A 16,925-nucleotide genomic window follows, 5' to 3' on the forward strand; every position below is an offset into this window, starting at 1 on the left:
GAATTAGCCTAGTTCGAAGGGTGAGCAAGCAATTGATCGGGGGTTAAGATCGCCAAACGCTCCACGTATTTGGCCATCACGTCCACTTCGATATTCACCTGTTGTGATGGCTGCAGCGAACCTAAGGTGGTGGCCTCAAGTGTGGTGGGAATTAGCGAAACCTCAAACCATCCATCTGCCTGGGGGTCGGTTTCAGCGCTTAAGGCACTCACCGTCAATGAGGTGCCCGATACGCAGATGGAACCCTTTTCCACCACATAGCGCTTGAGCGATGCGGGCAAACGAAACCTCAACACGTCCCAGTGCTCGCTTGAGCTGCGCGAGAGGAGCTCGCTGGTGCCATCGACGTGGCCTTGAACCACGTGGCCTCCAAAGCGCCCACCGGCGGCCATGGCCCTTTCGAGGTTCACCTCATCGCCGATGCCGAGTTGGCCTAGGCTGCTGCGGTTGAGTGATTCCTGCATGACATCGGCTTCGAAATACTCTTTAGTTTTTGACGCCACCGTCAGGCACACGCCAGCGACGCTAATGGAATCACCCAAATGGGCATCGCCGAGGATCTCGGGCGCATAAATCCGAAGCCTTATCGCGTCGTGGAGATGCTCAATCTGATCCACTGTGCCCTTGCATTCCACAATTCCGGTAAACACTACCTTGCTCTCCTCATTACCAATGCCACATCTTGGCCAACCATTTCGGTTGCTTCTACATAAAACCGCGTTGCGTGCTCTAATGTTCCAGCCAATTGCCCGACGCTGCCTTTGCCCGCCCCCAATAGCAGCGGCGCAAGATAAAGGTGCAGCTCATCCACTAAGTTTTCTTGCACCATGGAAGTGATCAGCTCTGGTCCGCCTTCGACGAGCACAAGACGTTGGCCGTGGTCCCACAACCATTCCAAGGCCTTGGTTGGGCTAGAAAACTGCTCTACGCCGCGTTGCCACAGCATCGACTCTGTTGGAATGCTCCGGGTGCCCACCACGATGGGGCGTGGTTGTTTTGCTAGCTCATTGCCTTGGGCATCGCGCGCACTCAAGGTGGGGTTATCGGCCAAAACTGTGCCGGTGCCAACCATGATGGCATCGGCCTGGGCTCGAAATCGATGCCCTGCCTGGCGTGCTGCGCTGCCGGTGATCCACTGGCTCGTGCCATCTGCCGCTGCCACAAAGCCATCGGCAGTTTGAGCGATTTTGACCACGACATAAGGCCTGTTGCACTGTTGGGCGTATAACCAGGGTTCAAGGGCCTTTACGGCCAAGCCGAGGTATTCCGTTTCCACACCGGCTTGCTCTAAGGCACTGGCACCGCCTGCAGCCAAGGCTGATGGATCTTTTTGGCAGTACAACACTCGCGCGATGCCGGCATCGATGATGGCATCCACGCAAGGTCCGGTACGTCCAGTGTGCGCACAGGGCTCTAAGGTGACCACCATGGTGGCACCTTCAGCTTGAGCACCGGCTTGGCGCAACGCCATGACCTCGGCATGCGGGCCGCCCACCGGTTGGGTGGCGCCCACGCCGGCGATCTCACCATCGACGGCCACAACCGCGGCTCCTACTGGTGGGTTAGGGCTCGTGGTGCCCTGGGCCTTGTCGCCGGCGGCTACCGCCAAGGCGAGCGCACGCCGCAGCTCATCATCGGCAAACCAGTCGCGTTGCTCCACCACAATTGCTTGGTGGCTTCGGAGGCTGCTCAGCGGCAGCGTGAGCGGATTATCGTGCACTGGCAGCGAGGTTTCGGAGTCGTTCTACGGCGGCACCTGGATCGTCCTGGCCATACACGGCAGAACCTGCAACAAAGGCATCGCATCCAGCCGCTGCGGCTTGGGCGATCGTGTCTTCACTGATGCCACCGTCGATCTCGATGATGGTGTCAAGGTCGTGCTCGTCGATATAGCGACGAAGCGTGCGCACTTTCTCCAATTGATCAGGCATGAAGGATTGTCCACCAAAGCCCGGTTCGACGCTCATCACCAAGACCTCGTCGAAGGCTTCGAGGTGCTCGAGCATCGGTTCAATGGGAGTGCCAGGCCTTAAAGAAAAGCCCGCGCGTACACCCTGTGCCCGAATGTGCCGGGCTAGTTCGACCGGGTCATCGGTGGCTTCGATATGGAAGATCACGCAAGCAGCACCCGCCTCGATGTAGAGATCGACCCAGCGTTCTGGGTTTTCGATCATGAGGTGAACGTCGAGGGGTTGTTGCGTCACGCGAGCTACGGCTTTGGTGATGTCAGCACCGAAGGAAAGGTTTGGCACGAAGTGTCCGTCCATGACATCGACGTGCACCCAGTCGGCACTGGCGATTGCCTCGACTTCTTTGCCTAAGGCGGTGAAATCAGCCGCCAAGATCGAAGGAGCGATGATCGGAGCGCGTTGTTGAGCCATGCTGCCCAGTCTAGCGAGAAGCGCCTACAGGCTTGCGCAATACCGCGAAGAACATGGCATCGGTGCCGTGACGGTGCGGCCACATCTGTACCGAGGCGGCTGATCCGGTATTGCTCATCGAAGGCACCAGCGCCTTGGCATCGAGTTCAACAGCCGCACCTTCCTGCACCACCGTATCGACGATGCGGCGAGTTTCGCGGATATCCGGCGAGCAGGTGGAATAGACCACCACTCCCCCCTCGCGGGTGAGTTCGAGGGCGCGGCGCAACAAGGCGAGCTGGAGGGGGTGAAGCTCGTCAATGTCACGCTCTGCTTTACGCCATCGCGCTTCAGGCCGACGACGCAACGCGCCTAAGCCCGAGCAGGGGGCGTCGACAAGCACTCTGTCGTAGCTTCCTGGGGTACCGAACTCACGGCCGTCTGCCGTATGCACCTCAACGGGCAACCCTTCGACGGCACCGCGGACCAAACCGGCGCGGTGTTTGGATACCTCAACGGCATCGACGGTGGCCTGATCGATCTGGGCGAGCGAGCCGATGAGCGCGGCCTTGCCGCCGGGACCTGCACAAAGGTCCAACCACTTTCCTGTATCGCGGCCTTCGACGGGTGCCTCGACAAGGGCGTTGGCAATAAGCTGGCTGCCCTCATCTTGGACTGCGGCCATACCCTGCTGCACCGCCTCGATTGCTCCGGGATCTCCACCAGGCAACTTCACAGCATAGGGTGAATACTGCCCCTGTTCGCCACCGCTGACCAGGGCTAATTCTTCAGCAGTGATCTCCCCTGGGCGGGCAACCAGGTGCACTCCCGGCCGTTCGGAGTCGGCCTCAAGTGCATCTGCAAGCTCCTTGGCATCGTCTTGGCTTAGCAGGGTGGGATCCAGCTCCAAGGCTTGTGCGAAGCTTCGAGCAATCCAGGCGGGGTGGGCATGCTGAAACGCCAGGGCTGCCAAGGGGGTAGCTGGGCTTAAGCGTTCGATCCACTGCTCAGGGCTGGTGCGTGCAACCTGACGTAGTACGCCATTGACAAAACCTTTGGCCTGCTCACGGCCACGTTCTGCCACAATGTTTACGCTGGTATCAACAGCAGCGTGGGCTTCTACACGCGTGAAGAGCAGTTGGTAGACGCCCAAACGCATCGCATCGAGTACCTCGGGGCTAATCGAATCGATGCCTTGGGCTGCAAGGTGGTCGATCACGGCATCCACGATGCCCTGATTGCGCAAGGTTCCGTAGGTAAGTTCCGTGGCAAAGGCCGCGTCGCGGCCTTTTAGCTTGGCTTCTTTAATCAGCGCCGGCAGTGCGAGGTTGGCGTAGGCGCCCTCATCACTGACGCGGCGTAGCGCCTCAAAGGCCACGGCACGAGGGGTATCAACGGAGCGAAGGAAACCGCCACGCTTGGAGTATTGGGAAGCACGGCGTTGGCCCTTGCCTTGTTTTCCCCTGCCTTGATGCTGAGGGTTCGAGCGCTTTGTACTCGGTACTTTTGCGCCTTTGCTACGAGAACGAAAGCCTCCCTGGCTCATGCGAACACCTTGCTTTCTAGGCCGTGTTGTCCACGAGCCCAATCAATAGCGGGCATGTATTTTTTGCCCGGGGGTTGAATATGGCCAAGCACCACTGCGTGCGAAGCAGTGCCGACGAGCACACGACGCTTTTCTACCTTGATGCTTCCTGGATCCAATGCTGGTTCATCTTCGAGCACTTCAACCGGCCCGAACTTAATGCGCTGCTCCCCCAGCAATGCCCATGCGCCTGGCTGAGGAGTCAATGCCCTGATCTTGCGGTCGATAACCTCGGCGTTGTCACTGAAATCGAGCCGGGCATCATCGACGGTGATTTTCGCCGCGTAGCTTGCTTCTCCCTGCTGTGGTTTTAGCTGCACCGTTCCAGCTTCGAGGGCATCCATGGTGTGCACCAAGAGCGTTGCCCCCTTGTGGCTTAAATGCTCAAGCAAACTCTCCGAGGTTGCCCTCGGTGGCATGGGTTCGCTGAAGTGCTCGAGCACGGGGCCTGTATCCAAGCCTTCTTCAATCTGGAACACACTTGCCCCCGTGTGCTCATCACCTGCGAGGATCGAGGCTTGCACAGGAGAGGCTCCGCGCCAGCGTGGCAAGACGGAAAAGTGCAGATTTACCCAGCCATGCTGTGGAATATCTAGCAAGTTTGGCCCGATTAAATTGCCATAGGCAACCACCGGGATGCAGTCGGGCGCTAAGTCTTTAAGGCGCTGGGCCAGATGATCGCCGTCTTCTGTGCCTGGTCGAAGGCTGGCAGGTGTGAGCACCTCAATGCCGTGTTCTAAAGCCAAGGCTTTCACCGGTGATGGGTGCAGCGTGCGCCCGCGGCCGCGCTTGGCATCTGGCCGGGTGATCACGGCAAGAATTTCGTGTTCGCTGTGCAAGAGCGCTTCTAGGGCAATGGCTGCTGGTTCCGGGGTTCCGGCGAAAACTAGACGCATCGATATGCCTTCCTCGTTGCTAAAGAATCCTGATGGGATCTGGGGTTATTCGGCGTGGGGTTATTGCTGGAACCACTCTGCTGCTCGGATCTCGCGCATGGCTTCTTTGCGCAGTGCTGGGCTCAAGCGCTTGAGAAAGAGCACGCCGTCGAGGTGATCGGATTCATGCTGAATGCAACGTGCCAAAAGCCCGGAGGCAACGATGCTGACTGGATTGCCTTGAACGTCCACGCCGCGCACCTCGACGTCTTGGGCACGTTCTACATCGTATTGAATATCTGGAATGCTCAGGCAGCCTTCCGGACCCACTTGCGTTTCTTCGCCTAATGCCTTCCAGGTGGGGTTGATGATGTGGCCGCGCAAACCGCCCTCTGTGTGGGTGGTGTCGAAAACGAATACCCGCTTGAGTACACCGATTTGGTTAGCAGCAAGGCCAACGCCTCCGGCTGCGTCCATGGTCTCGAGCATGTCTTGGATCAGTGTTTCGAGTTTGTGATCAAAGACCTCCACTGCTGCTGCGGTAGAGGTGAGTACGGGATCACCGAAGATGCGGATATTGCGAACTGTCACTACGTTTAGACCTTTCCTTAGCCACTTTGTGCTCTGGCTGCATGCATGCAAGTTGCTACAGCGTACAGCAGGGTGCGATCACCCCGGATGCTGCTTTCTAGACTAGCCAACCCGAATCGGATCGATTTGGATCCTGAGTGGCAAGTCGTTTTTCCTTGCCACTTTGCTGGCCCTGGCCCTTCGTAATGCTTCCCCTAAGGCATTGCGATCCTGCAGCGGGGTGCGCAACAGCATCCTTTGGGGTGGACCGAATTGCTCGTGATCATATTCACCGGGCAGGCGAATATCTCTTGGAAGATCCACAGGCCCGAGCACTTCTGTGTTTGGTGGAAGATGCGCAAGAGCTAAGAATTCTTCAAGCGCCGTGGTGGGTGCATCCACCGCAGCCATATGGAATGCGGGCGGAAAGTGCACCTGCGCTCGAAGCTTGAGTTCTCTTTGGGCCATACCAACAACATCCCAGCGCAGCAGTGCCTGCACTTCTGGCAACGCGTTTTCTGCGGCAATCACGACGGTGCCTTCTTGTTGGGCTGGTTCTGCCAAGGCGATAGCTCTGGCCCAAGTAGCCACTAGATCTTCTGAGGCTCGAAGATCCTCACGCGATAACATCAGCCAGGCATCCAATAACACCACGGCACCGTAGCCCGCCTGGCACACGCGCGGTTCGGCTCCTGGGGTTGCGACAACAATTTGAGGTTTATCTTCAACCTGGTCAATCACTCTTTGCCCGCCGGATACTACTACTGGAGTACCAGCGAAAGCCCGGCCGATTTCCTCAGCAGTGCGTTCACTGCCTCGTGTAAGCGCGCGAACCTGATGGTTGCCGCAGCTTACGCAGGAGAAATTTGTTTCCGGGCGCCCGCACCAACGACAGCTCAGCACGTGCACGCGGTGCTGTTCGCTATCGCTATAGCTCAATGGCCCATTGCAGGCACGGCAGCGAGCAGGGGTACGGCAGCGCGAACACGCCAACCCCGGCATGTAGCCGGTTCTGGCCACCTGGATTAAGACGGGCCGATCTCGATGAAGCGCTTGGCGGATTGCCCGAAACGCCATGGAGGGCACGCGGGAATGATGGGCGTGCATATCCCTGGCGAAGGCGTAGCCAGAATCCTCAATCGCATGGATTGAAGGCATCATTGCCTTGAGCACCTCCGGGGGTGCAACAAGATCATGGCACCAGCCAGATTCCACGAGCAGTTGTGTCTCTGCGGTGCGGGCATGCGATGCGATTAACAAGGCACAATGCTCTTGAGCACTACGGGTGGTCAGTACCTCGCGGGCGTGATAGTAGGGTGCTCGTGGTTCGACAAGGTTTTCATCCCCGTCGTCTTTGATCACTGCAAGCCTGAGGTTTCGGATCGGCGCAAAACAGGCACTGCGGGTGCCAATCACTACCCTGCCTTGGCCGTGAAGAATCGAAAGATACCTACGGTACCTGGCTTGGTGCCCTTGAGCTGCGCCCAAGACGGTGACCTGTTTTGCGCTCATGTACTCACGGAAATGCTGTTCCAAGAAATCCACATCGCGTTGATCTGGCACCACCACCAATACGCCGCCACCTTGTATGGCTACTTGGGTGCCCAGCGTGGCAATTTGCTGCGCCCAATGGTCGCCTGGGGCGATCTGCCAGGCAGCGCGAGCAGGTTGGCCAGCGAGTACTGCATCGACGTAGCTTTGGCCGTGTCGATAACTGAGCCAGCCTGATAGATCGGGCTCGGAAACCTCCCCGAGTGATTCCCAGGAGCTACGGACATCGGATTCCTCGGCTTTGGCGTGGCGCGGCGGCACCACGAGCCGAATGAGGTCGGAGGTCACTGCTGCATAGCGCACTGCAAGTGACTCAACCAGCTTGCGAGTTTGTGGCGGGTACACCACCTCTGGGGAAATGACGCGCTCGACCCATGCGAGGGAGCCTTTATGCTCTTGATCATCGCTGCGGTCGAGGAGGATGGCGTCGACAAGCCTGCCGGAAAACTTCACCCTGAGTCGGACGCCCGGCTGCGCCTGCTCATGCTGATCTGCACTCAGGCGGTATTCGAAACTGCGGTCAAGATGCGAAACCCCGAGCAAGGGCAGCACTTTGGCTACCGATTGCTCGGGCGCAGGTTCGCGGGCATAGGACATGCTGCGCATTGTAGCGAAGCACCCCCGATCGCCCTTCGGGCTCATGCCCAAAACACTGTTCGAAGGACGTGGTTAATCCAGGTTGAGAGCAGCCTTGAGTGCATCCACGCGGTCGGTGCGCTCCCAGGGCAGATCCAAATCATCGCGACCGAAGTGACCATAGGCAGCGGTCTTGGCGTAGATGGGGCGCAAGAGGTCAAGCTCGCGGATAATGGCCGCTGGGCGCAAATCGAATACTTCAAGCACCGCAGTCTGGATGGCTTCATCATCAAGACCATGCTGGGCAGTGCCGAAGGTCTCAACGTACAGGCCCACCGGCTTCGCACGTCCGATGGCATATGCCACCTGCACTTCTGCGCGCTCAGCAAGACCGGCGGCCACGATGTTCTTCGCAACCCAACGCATTGCATACGCACCCGAACGGTCCACCTTGCTGGGGTCCTTACCGGAAAATGCGCCACCACCGTGGCGGGCCATGCCGCCGTAGGTATCGACGATGATCTTGCGGCCGGTCAGGCCAGCATCGCCCATAGGGCCACCCACCACGAAGGAACCCGAAGGGTTGACCAACAGGGTGTAATCGCTGACATCGAGGCGTTGAGCCACTCCGGAATCCTCTAAGACCCACTCCACCACATGCTCTTGTACCTGTTGCCTGAGCCATTCTTGGGTGATCTCTGGATCGTGCTGGGTAGACACCACCACGGTGTCCAGGGCAACGGGGCGACCATCTTCGCTATAGGCGAACGTCACCTGAGTCTTGCCGTCTGGGCGTAGGTGATCCACGATGCCTTCCTTGCGCACCTGGGTCAGCCTGCGAGCTAAACGATGCGCCAGGTCGATGGGCAGCGGCATCAGCGTGGGGGTCTCGTTGGTGGCGTAGCCAAACATCAGGCCCTGGTCACCAGCGCCTGCTTGGTCTTCGGCGTCTTGGGACCCAGATTCACGGACCTCCTGCGAGGTGTCCACGCCCGAGCCGATTTCTGCCGATTGTTCGCCGATGCTAACTGAAACACCACAGGTGGTGCCGTCGAATCCGACGTCTGAGGATGTAAAGCCGATCTCGCGGAGACGCTCGCGCACCAAACGCGGGATCTCTACATACCCGGAGGTGCGAACCTCGCCCACAACATGCACTAATCCGGTGGTGGCGACGGTTTCTACCGCGACACGGGCACCGGGATCGACGCTGAGTAGTGCGTCGAGGATGGTGTCGGAGATCGAGTCACAGATTTTATCCGGGTGACCTTCGGTAACTGACTCGCTAGTAAAGAGCCTGAGCTTAGAGGTTTCGGCGTTCACGGTACTGGCTTTCTGTAGGCAATGCTTGATTCTTCGAACAAAGATAGACCAAGCTGTCTAATTTGGCAAGATGGGTGGTCTACTCCCCTTGTGCTTACTCCTAGAACGCTGGCCTACACGGCTGCACGCATAGCGAGCATCCTAGGTCGCACTAGGTCGCACTAGTTCGCGGGCGCCGTGCGCCGCGGCAGCAAACGCAGCTATTTGTCTTGACTACTTGTACGCCTACGCTCCAGGCAGCGAAGGAGTTCTTCTAGAATCACCCCAGCAACTTCCAGCTTCGAGCCATCCGGCACCTCGCGCTGTTGGCCATCCCGAGCTAGGAGCACGCCACGGTTGCGCTGCTGGCCAAAGACTTGGTTGCCGGAGACTTCATTCAGCATCAGCAGATCGCATCCCTTGCGCTCAAGCTTTGCCTTAGCCAACTCCAAGGCGGTGTGCTCGGCATCTCCAGTTTCGGCAGCAAAACCGGCGATAACCAGATCGGGGTCAAGCTCGCCACGCTCACGGGCTTGTACCAAGCCACGCAAAATATCGGGGTTTTCCTCTAACGCCAAGGACTCCAGGGCTGCCTCATCGCGACCCTTTTTTAGCTTTGCATCGGCAGGGTGCGCCGGGCGCACATCGGCAACGGCCGCCACCATAATCACGGCATCATGCCCGGGAGCGTGCTCCATGATCGCTGCTTGCATCTCTCGCGCAGAAGTGACCTTGTGCACCGTGGCACCCGCCGGAGTGGGAAGGGCGTCACTATTGGCCACCACCATCGTGACCTCGGCGCCGCGTTGGGCTGCCATCTCTGCAAGGGCAAAGCCCTGGCGCCCGGAGGAGTGGTTGCCGATATAACGCACCGGATCAATATGTTCTTGAGTACCGCCAGCGCTAATGAGCACTTTGGTGCCAGCAAGGGAGGTATCAAAGGAGCTTCCCTGAGCAGCCGCCAGCGCTAAATCGACGATCTGCTCTGGATCAAGCAAGCGGCCAGGCCCGGTATCGCTGCCGGTGAGCCTGCCGTGTGCGGGTTGGAGTACGACTATTCCCCGAGCCCGCAAGGTGGCCACATTGGCTTGAGTTGCAGGGTGTTCCCACATCTCTGTGTGCATGGCTGGGGCAACAACGACCGGGCAGGTAGCCACGAGCAATGTGGCGGTGAGCAGATCATCTGCTCTCCCCTGCACCATTCTTGCCAGCAGGTCTGCTGTTGCCGGGGCGATGACGATCAGGTCGGCTTCTTTACCGATCCGAACGTGCTGGACTTGGTCGACTGCATCATTGACGGTGGTGCTGACCGGATTGCCCGACAAAGCTTCAAAGGTCGTCTTTCCCACGAACTCTAAGGCAGCCTGAGTGGGCACGACGCGAACTTCATCGCCCATCTCTTTAAAGGCTCGAATCACGTGGCAGGCTTTATATGCTGCGATACCACCAGCAACGCCAACGACGATATTTCTTGAAGCTGTTTCCATCAAAGTACTTCCTTATAGCATCGCACCACTATCCACCGGCTCCTTAACTCTTGGAGCGTAACTGGATCTCTTTTCTTTCAAGAGCCATGGTATCGGTTTGAGCATACGGCGCCGGGGATGGCCTAGGGAAAAAGTTAGGCATACCACGCTAGCTCGCAGGGATTTTCTGAACTAGAAAGAAGCGATGGATATCACCATCGACGGAGTTCCACTCCACCCACTCGTCGTTCATCTCTCAGTTGTCGCCGTTCCCCTCGCAGGGATCCTGGCACTGGTGTGGACCCTAGGCAAAGCACGCCTGGCTACACTATCGCTTGCTGTTTCATGGATTGCTGCAGCCGCCACACTGCTGGCGAAAATTTCAGGCGAAAGACTACTTGAAGCCAAAGGGCTGAGCGAACATAATCCGGGGCCTGTGGCAGATCACGTCACCTGGGCCACCTACGCCCTGGCTTCCATCGCCACCTTGGCTGTGTTTTCAACCTTTGGACGGTCGATAGGAACGAAGTCTGGTGCATGGATCTGGAATCTCACGCGCATGCTGATCATTCTCGCTGCACTCGCCAGCGTGTTGAGCATCGTTATCGCAGGACACGAGGGTGCGAAATTGGTTTGGACACACTAAACCACCTTGTAGCAAGCGGCAGTAGTAGCACCTTGGCAGCGCTTGCGCTGAGATATTCGCTACGCCCAGGCAGCAGTGAAGACCCCTGCACCACGTCTGCGGTCCAGGGGTCTTGTCTCTTAGAGAAGAGGTCGAAGGCGTGAAGTCCTAGCCTTCTTCGTGCTCGAGCAGCCCTGCATCGATTTCGCGCAGCGCGATCGACAGCGGTTTCTCCCCTGCCTCGGGGGTCACCAAAGGCCCGACGAATTCGAATACTCCGGGCTCGTCATCCTGGTAGTAGCTATTGATCTGGCGAGCGCGCTTAGCGGCAAAAATCACCAGAGCATACTTCGAGGACACTCGCTTGAGCAGTTCGTCGATCGGCGGAGCGGTGATGCCGGTTGGCGTGTCAAACACGCTGTCGTTGTTCTCAATCACGTTGCTTTCAAGCACCTTTTCTTATTAAGAAAGTTTATTTCGTACGCAGTGTTCTTTAGCGACCTTCGAGGATACAGCGCAGACGCTGGATCGTTGCATCGAGATCGTCATTGACCACTACATGTTTGAACTCGTCACTGCTGGCTAATTCTTTGCGGGCAGTTTCGAGTCGGCGCTGGATCACGTCCTCTGGCTCAGTCCCCCGCCCAGTTAGACGGCTGACGAGCACCTCCCATGAGGGCGGCGCAAGGAATACGGTTTCAGCCTCCGGCTTGAGTTTGGCCACGTTGCGCGCGCCCTCAAGATCCACCTCTACCAATACCGGCCGACCTTCGGCAATTGCCTTGTCGACGGGCTTCGCAGGGGTGCCGCTTCTTTGCAAACCTCCGTGGATCTCTGCCCATTCGAGCATTTGACCACTGTCGATATTGCTTTGAAACTCCTCCGGTGACACGAAGTAGTAGTCCTGCCCGTGCACTTCGCCAGGACGCGGCGCCCTGGTGGTCATTGAGACCGAGAAGTACAGGTTAGGAACTTCCTCGCGCAGGCGATGAACCACCGTCGATTTCCCTACGGCTGATGGGCCAGCCAGCACCACGAGCCGACCCTGTTGGTTATCGCCCTGCATGAATTAGCCCTCGAAGCCGAAGCGCTCGAGCAGAGCGCGACGCTGACGCTCACCCAGGCCACGCAGGCGGCGGGTCTGAGCGATCTCGAGCTCGTCCATGATCTCCTTGGCCTTGACCTTGCCAACCTTAGGCAGGGACTCGAGCAGAGCGGAGACCTTGGTCTTGCCGATGATCTCATCAGAAGAGGCCTTGTCCAGAACCTCCTTGAGGGTGATGTCTCCGCGCTTGAGCTGCTCTTTCAGCTCTGCACGTGCCTTGCGGGCCTCTGCAGCCTTCGCGAGGGCTTCCTTGCGCTGCTCGTCAGTCAACTTGGGAAGGGCCACGGGGTTCCTCCGATTCAAAAGATGTTCGTTTTGGTTATAGATCTGCGCGTGGGCGCCGGCATTCCACCATACACAGATGCTGCAAGCAGGAAACAATCCCACGCTGCTTCATCTCAGGTGTGCCTGCACGGCAATCACAGCACATATGCAGCCAGGCATTACCTGCCATTCATTGGCCACAGCATTCAACGCTTGGCGCTGACGTCCGACTTAGTCTAGCACCTCAAGGCAAAACACTAGGTAATCCGGGGTATGTGCCGCAAAACCCCAGGTAAAACGCCTGGCTCATAAACTTCGCCACACCCGCCTGAGCTGGGAAATTACAGCGCTGGGATTCCGGGGTACTCAGCAGAGGCCTTCGCCAGCGCGCCACGCAAGGCCTCTACATCCGGGCCGTGTTGAAGCACAGCACGCGAGATATTCGGGATAGCCAGTGCCTCATTGCCGCGACAAATTCTGTTCACGTCTGCTGCGGTAGCGCCTTGTGCTCCAACGCCGGGCAACAGGATCGGGCCGCGAAGCTGATCTAATGCCGGAGGCTGATCCAAGGTGGCACCAACGACCACACCAACGTTGCCGAAAGCAGCACCTGATTCGGCATTCACTGCGGCAGCGGCGTCTACGATCTGCTGTGCGATGCTTCGGCCTTGTGCGTCACGTTGATCTTGGAGCTCGCGTGCCTCGGGGTTGGAGGTAGCTGCCAGCACGAACACGCCCGTGCCGGTGCTATGCGCCTGCTCCAACACTGGCGCTAAGGAGCCGAAGCCAAGATAAGGCGAGCAGGTCACGGCATCGCAGTACAGCGGTGATGCGGGGTCAAGCCAGGCCGTGGCATAACCGCGCATGGTGGTGCCGATATCACCACGTTTGGCGTCGGCAAGCACCAAGGTTCCGGCTGATCGAAGTTGCTCAATGGTACGTTCCAGCACGGCAAACCCTGCTGCACCGAAGGCCTCGTAGAACGCCACCTGTGGTTTGACCAAGGCGCAGTGTCCGGCGAATGCTTCCACGCAACGACGCGAAAACTCCTCCAAACCCTGAACGTTGTTGTCTAAGCCCCATTGCTGGAGAAGCTGAGCGTGCGGGTCGATGCCCACGCAGAGCCTGCCGTGGCGTTGGGTGGCTTCCAATAAGCGCATACCGAAGGTGTTCGTGTGCACAGTGATGATCCGTTTCTTTCTTTTGGGATAGAGCAAAACGCCCGGTGCCTTCACAGCAGCACCGGGCGTAGTACGCCTCGAGCCTGTGGCCTAGGCGTTTACAGCATGGTCGAGTTCTTGCAGCGCACGCACGGTGATATCACCCTGGCGTAGTGCCTCGATGCCCTGCACCGCGGCAGTCACACCTTGAACGGTGGTCACCAGCGGCACGCCAACGTTCACGGCGGCTGCACGGATTTCATAACCGTCGTGGCGTGCACCCGAGGAGCCAGCCGGGGTGTTCAGGATCAGATCAACTTCACCAGCATTGATCATGTCGACGATGGCGCGCTTGCTACCTTCACCCTCGCGAGCCTCGGTCTGCTTGAGCACCGTCTCGCACTCCACGCCATTGCGGCGTAGCATCCCGGCGGTGCCGCCGGTGGCAAGGATCTTAAAGCCCAAGCTGGCCAGGCGCTGGATCGGGAAGATCAAGGTGCGCTTATCGCGGTTTGCCACGGAGACAAAGACCGTGCCTTCGGTGGGCAGCGCCCCGAAGGAGCCTTCTTCTGCCTTGGCGTAGGCTGCACCGAAGTTATCGGCCAGACCCATGACCTCACCGGTGGACTTCATCTCTGGGCTGAGCAAGGTATCGAGCATGGAACCATCGGGGCGGCGGAAGCGGTTAAAGGGCAACACCGCCTCTTTCACAGCAATCGGGGCATCCAAAGGCAGCGATCCGCCGTCATGCGAGGTTGGGATCATGCCTTCTTGTTGAAGTTGCGCGATGGTAGACCCGGTCATGATGCGAGCCGCTGCCTTGGCAAGGTGCACGCCGGTAGCCTTGGATACAAAGGGCACGGTGCGCGATGCACGCGGGTTGGCTTCGATCACATACAAGATGTCATCTTTTAAGGCGTATTGAACGTTCATCAAACCCTTCACGCCAATGCCATGTGCCAAGGCTTCGGTGGAGCGTCGGACGCGTTCAATATCTTCTTTACCCAAGGTCATCGGCGGCAGTGCACAGGCAGAGTCACCGGAGTGAATGCCTGCCTCCTCGATGTGCTCCATCACGCCTGCGAGGTACACGTCCTCACCATCGCAGAGCGCATCCACGTCGATTTCGATGGCGGAATCGAGGAAGCGGTCGACGAGCACGGGGTGATCGCTCGTGATCTCAGTAGCTCGCTCGATATAGCTTTCGAGGGCTTGCTCGTCGTAGACGATTTCCATGCCGCGGCCACCAAGCACATAGGAGGGGCGCACCAGCACCGGGTATCCAATGCCACTGGCAACCTCTTTGGCCTCAGCAAAGGAGGTAGCAGTACCAAAAGCAGGGGCCGGCAGGTTGGCTTTGCGCAGCACTTCGCCGAATTCACCGCGATCTTCAGCCAAGTCGATGGCCTCAGGGGTGGTGCCGATCACCGGCACGCCGGCATCGCGAAGGCGCTCAGCCAGCCCAAGCGGGGTCTGACCACCAAGTTGCACAATGACGCCAGCGACATTGCCCGACTCGGATTCTGCGTGGTAGACCTCCATCACGTCTTCGAAGGTCAAAGGCTCAAAATAGAGGCGATCAGCGGTGTCGTAGTCGGTGGAGACAGTCTCCGGGTTGCAGTTGACCATCACCGTTTCGTAGCCGATGCGCGAAAGCTCCAGGGCGGCATGCACACAGGAGTAGTCAAACTCGATGCCTTGACCAATGCGGTTGGGGCCGGAGCCGAGGATGATGATCTTGTCTTTTTCGCGCTGCTCGCGCACCTCAGACTCGGCGGCTGGATCCAGCTCATATGCCGAGTAGTGGTAGGGCGTGGTGGCTTCGAATTCTGCAGCACAGGTATCCACGGTCTTAAATACCGGGCGAATACCTAGTGACCAGCGCAGCCGTCGCACACCATCTTCGCCTGCAAACTCAGGGCGCAGTACGGCAATCTGTGCATCGGATAGGCCATAGAATTTCGCCCTGCGCAGCAGCTCGGCATCGAGCACGGGGGCGTCGATAAGCTCTTGGCGGAACTGCACCAAAGCTTCGAGCTCGGCGAGGAACCAAGGGTCAATCCCGGATGCCTCGTGAACATCTTCCACGCTCGCACCAAGGCGCAGGGCTAGCTCGGCATCGTAGATGCGGCCTTCGGTGGGGCGCTTGAGATCTTCGAGCACCGCCTGGACGTCCTGAGCACGCTCACCGGCGAAGGCCTCATCGGGGACAGTCCAGAAACCTGCCTGCTTGTTTTCCAGGGAGCGCAAGACCTTGTTCAGCGCGCCGATGTAGTTGCGGCCAAGGCTCATGGCCTCGCCCACCGACTTCATGGTGGTGGTCAGCGTGTCATCTGCGCCGGAGAACTTTTCAAAGGCGAAACGCGGAGCCTTGACCACCACGTAGTCCAGGGTCGGCTCGAATGCCGCGGGGGTCACGGCGGTGATGTCGTTGGTGATCTCATCCAAGGTGTAGCCGATGGCCAGCTTCGCGGCGATCTTGGCAATCGGGAAGCCGGTGGCCTTCGATGCCAGTGCCGAGGAGCGCGACACGCGCGGGTTCATCTCGATGGTGATCAGACGGCCGTCTTCGGGGTTGAGCGCGAATTGGATATTGCAGCCGCCGGTATCGACGCCCACCTCGCGGATGATGGCAATGCCCTGGTCACGCATCTTCTGGTACTCACGGTCGGTGAGGGTAAGCGCCGGGGCCACGGTGACCGAATCGCCGGTGTGCACACCGAGGGCATCCACGTTTTCAATCGAGCAGATCACCACGACGTTATCGGCGCCATCGCGCATGAGCTCGAGTTCGTATTCTTTCCAACCAAGAATCGACTCTTCAATCAGCACATTGGCTTCGGGTGAAGCCGCGAGTCCGCCACCGGCGATGCGTTCGAGGTCTTCGTTATTAAAGGCCAGGCCTGAACCGAGGCCACCCATGGTAAAGGAAGGGCGCACCACGACGGGCAGGCCGAGTTCTGCCACAGTTTCATGGACTTCTTCCATGCTGTGGCACACGCGCGAACGTGCGGAATCGCCGCCGATTTTGGCCACAATATCTTTGAACTTCTGGCGATCCTCACCGCGCTCAATCGCATCAATATCTGCACCGATGAGTTCGACGCCGTACTTTTCCAGGCTGCCGCGGCGATCAAGTTGGATCGCTGCGTTGAGGGCCGTTTGGCCACCGAGCGTTGCTAGCACCGCGTCGATCGGGTGCTCTTGCTCGATCTCTTTTTCAAAAATCTTCTCAATATATTCCGGCTGAATCGGCTCGACGTAGGTGTGATCGGCGAATTCGGGGTCCGTCATGATCGTGGCGGGGTTGGAGTTAATCAGTGTGACCCTCAAACCCTCTTCTTTGAGCACTCGGCAGGCTTGGGTGCCTGAGTAGTCGAATTCACAGGCCTGGCCAATCACGATCGGTCCGGAACCGATGACCAGGACGTGTTGCAAGTCGTTACGCTTTGGCATAAATCTTCCTTTTATCTTCCTGATCTCGGC

15 protein-coding genes are annotated in these 16,925 nt (G+C 58.6%); 1 reads left to right on the top strand and 14 read right to left on the bottom strand.

All coding sequences use genetic code 11. The features are described from left to right. Positions 1–8: 8 nt before the first annotated feature. The 9 genes from IEU99_RS00760 to coaBC form a co-directional block, all read right to left on the bottom strand. Positions 9–650, bottom strand: coding sequence for a riboflavin synthase (locus tag IEU99_RS00760; protein ID WP_128889784.1), 642 nt, complete (start codon positions 648–650; stop codon positions 9–11). Further along, positions 650–1,720, bottom strand: coding sequence for a bifunctional diaminohydroxyphosphoribosylaminopyrimidine deaminase/5-amino-6-(5-phosphoribosylamino)uracil reductase RibD (gene ribD / locus IEU99_RS00765; RefSeq protein ID WP_229718327.1), 1,071 nt, complete (start codon positions 1,718–1,720; stop codon positions 650–652). Before ribD ends, IEU99_RS00760 begins: the two co-directional genes overlap by 1 nt. Then, entirely contained in the window at positions 1,710–2,381 is a 672-nt protein-coding gene (gene rpe, locus IEU99_RS00770) for a ribulose-phosphate 3-epimerase (RefSeq protein WP_128889783.1), read from the bottom strand. The genes ribD and rpe overlap by 11 nt, the downstream gene beginning before the upstream one ends. 10 nt (positions 2,382–2,391) lie before the next feature. After that, complete coding sequence (locus tag IEU99_RS00775) at positions 2,392–3,906, bottom strand: RsmB/NOP family class I SAM-dependent RNA methyltransferase (RefSeq protein WP_128889782.1); 1,515 nt, start codon at positions 3,904–3,906, stop codon at positions 2,392–2,394. Next, positions 3,903–4,841, bottom strand: coding sequence for a methionyl-tRNA formyltransferase (gene fmt, locus IEU99_RS00780; protein WP_128889781.1), 939 nt, complete (start codon positions 4,839–4,841; stop codon positions 3,903–3,905). The genes IEU99_RS00775 and fmt overlap by 4 nt, the downstream gene beginning before the upstream one ends. 60 nt (positions 4,842–4,901) lie before the next feature. Continuing rightward, on the bottom strand, positions 4,902–5,411 hold the full coding sequence (gene def / locus IEU99_RS00785) for a peptide deformylase (protein WP_128889780.1): 510 nt from the start codon (positions 5,409–5,411) through the stop codon (positions 4,902–4,904). A gap of 102 nt (positions 5,412–5,513) precedes the next feature. Then, a complete protein-coding gene (locus IEU99_RS00790) occupies positions 5,514–7,538 on the bottom strand; it encodes a primosomal protein N' (protein ID WP_128889779.1) in 2,025 nt (674 codons plus the stop codon). A gap of 72 nt (positions 7,539–7,610) precedes the next feature. After that, the gene (metK, locus tag IEU99_RS00795; protein ID WP_128889778.1) at positions 7,611–8,840 is read right to left on the bottom strand and encodes a methionine adenosyltransferase; all 1,230 of its coding nucleotides are present in this window, start codon (positions 8,838–8,840) and stop codon (positions 7,611–7,613) included. Positions 8,841–9,040: 200 nt separating this feature from the next. After that, the gene (gene coaBC, locus IEU99_RS00800; RefSeq protein WP_128889777.1) at positions 9,041–10,306 is read right to left on the bottom strand and encodes a bifunctional phosphopantothenoylcysteine decarboxylase/phosphopantothenate--cysteine ligase CoaBC; all 1,266 of its coding nucleotides are present in this window, start codon (positions 10,304–10,306) and stop codon (positions 9,041–9,043) included. Positions 10,307–10,490: 184 nt separating this feature from the next. Between coaBC and IEU99_RS00805 the strand changes: the two genes are divergently transcribed. Then, positions 10,491–10,931 (top strand): DUF2231 domain-containing protein, encoded by a 441-nt coding sequence (locus tag IEU99_RS00805; protein WP_128889776.1) that lies wholly within the window; start codon positions 10,491–10,493, stop codon positions 10,929–10,931. A gap of 147 nt (positions 10,932–11,078) precedes the next feature. Here IEU99_RS00805 and rpoZ read toward each other — a convergent pair whose 3' ends face one another. The 5 genes from rpoZ to carB form a co-directional block, all read right to left on the bottom strand. Beyond that, entirely contained in the window at positions 11,079–11,363 is a 285-nt protein-coding gene (gene rpoZ, locus IEU99_RS00810; RefSeq protein WP_123960154.1) for a DNA-directed RNA polymerase subunit omega, read from the bottom strand. A 40-nt stretch (positions 11,364–11,403) separates the two neighbouring features. After that, positions 11,404–11,976, bottom strand: a complete 573-nt coding sequence (gene gmk / locus IEU99_RS00815; protein WP_128889775.1) for a guanylate kinase — start codon at positions 11,974–11,976, stop codon at positions 11,404–11,406. A gap of 3 nt (positions 11,977–11,979) precedes the next feature. Continuing rightward, entirely contained in the window at positions 11,980–12,300 is a 321-nt protein-coding gene (mihF, locus tag IEU99_RS00820) for an integration host factor, actinobacterial type (protein WP_123960152.1), read from the bottom strand. 320 nt (positions 12,301–12,620) lie between these two features. Continuing rightward, positions 12,621–13,439 (bottom strand): orotidine-5'-phosphate decarboxylase, encoded by an 819-nt coding sequence (gene pyrF, locus IEU99_RS00825; protein ID WP_128890812.1) that lies wholly within the window; start codon positions 13,437–13,439, stop codon positions 12,621–12,623. Between the two features lie 111 nt (positions 13,440–13,550). After that, a complete protein-coding gene (carB, locus tag IEU99_RS00830; RefSeq protein ID WP_128889774.1) occupies positions 13,551–16,895 on the bottom strand; it encodes a carbamoyl-phosphate synthase large subunit in 3,345 nt (1,114 codons plus the stop codon). Positions 16,896–16,925: the final 30 nt, after the last annotated feature.

Source organism: Corynebacterium pelargi, assembly GCF_014635485.1.
In the GTDB taxonomy this organism is placed as follows: Bacteria; Actinomycetota; Actinomycetes; order Mycobacteriales; family Mycobacteriaceae; genus Corynebacterium; species Corynebacterium pelargi.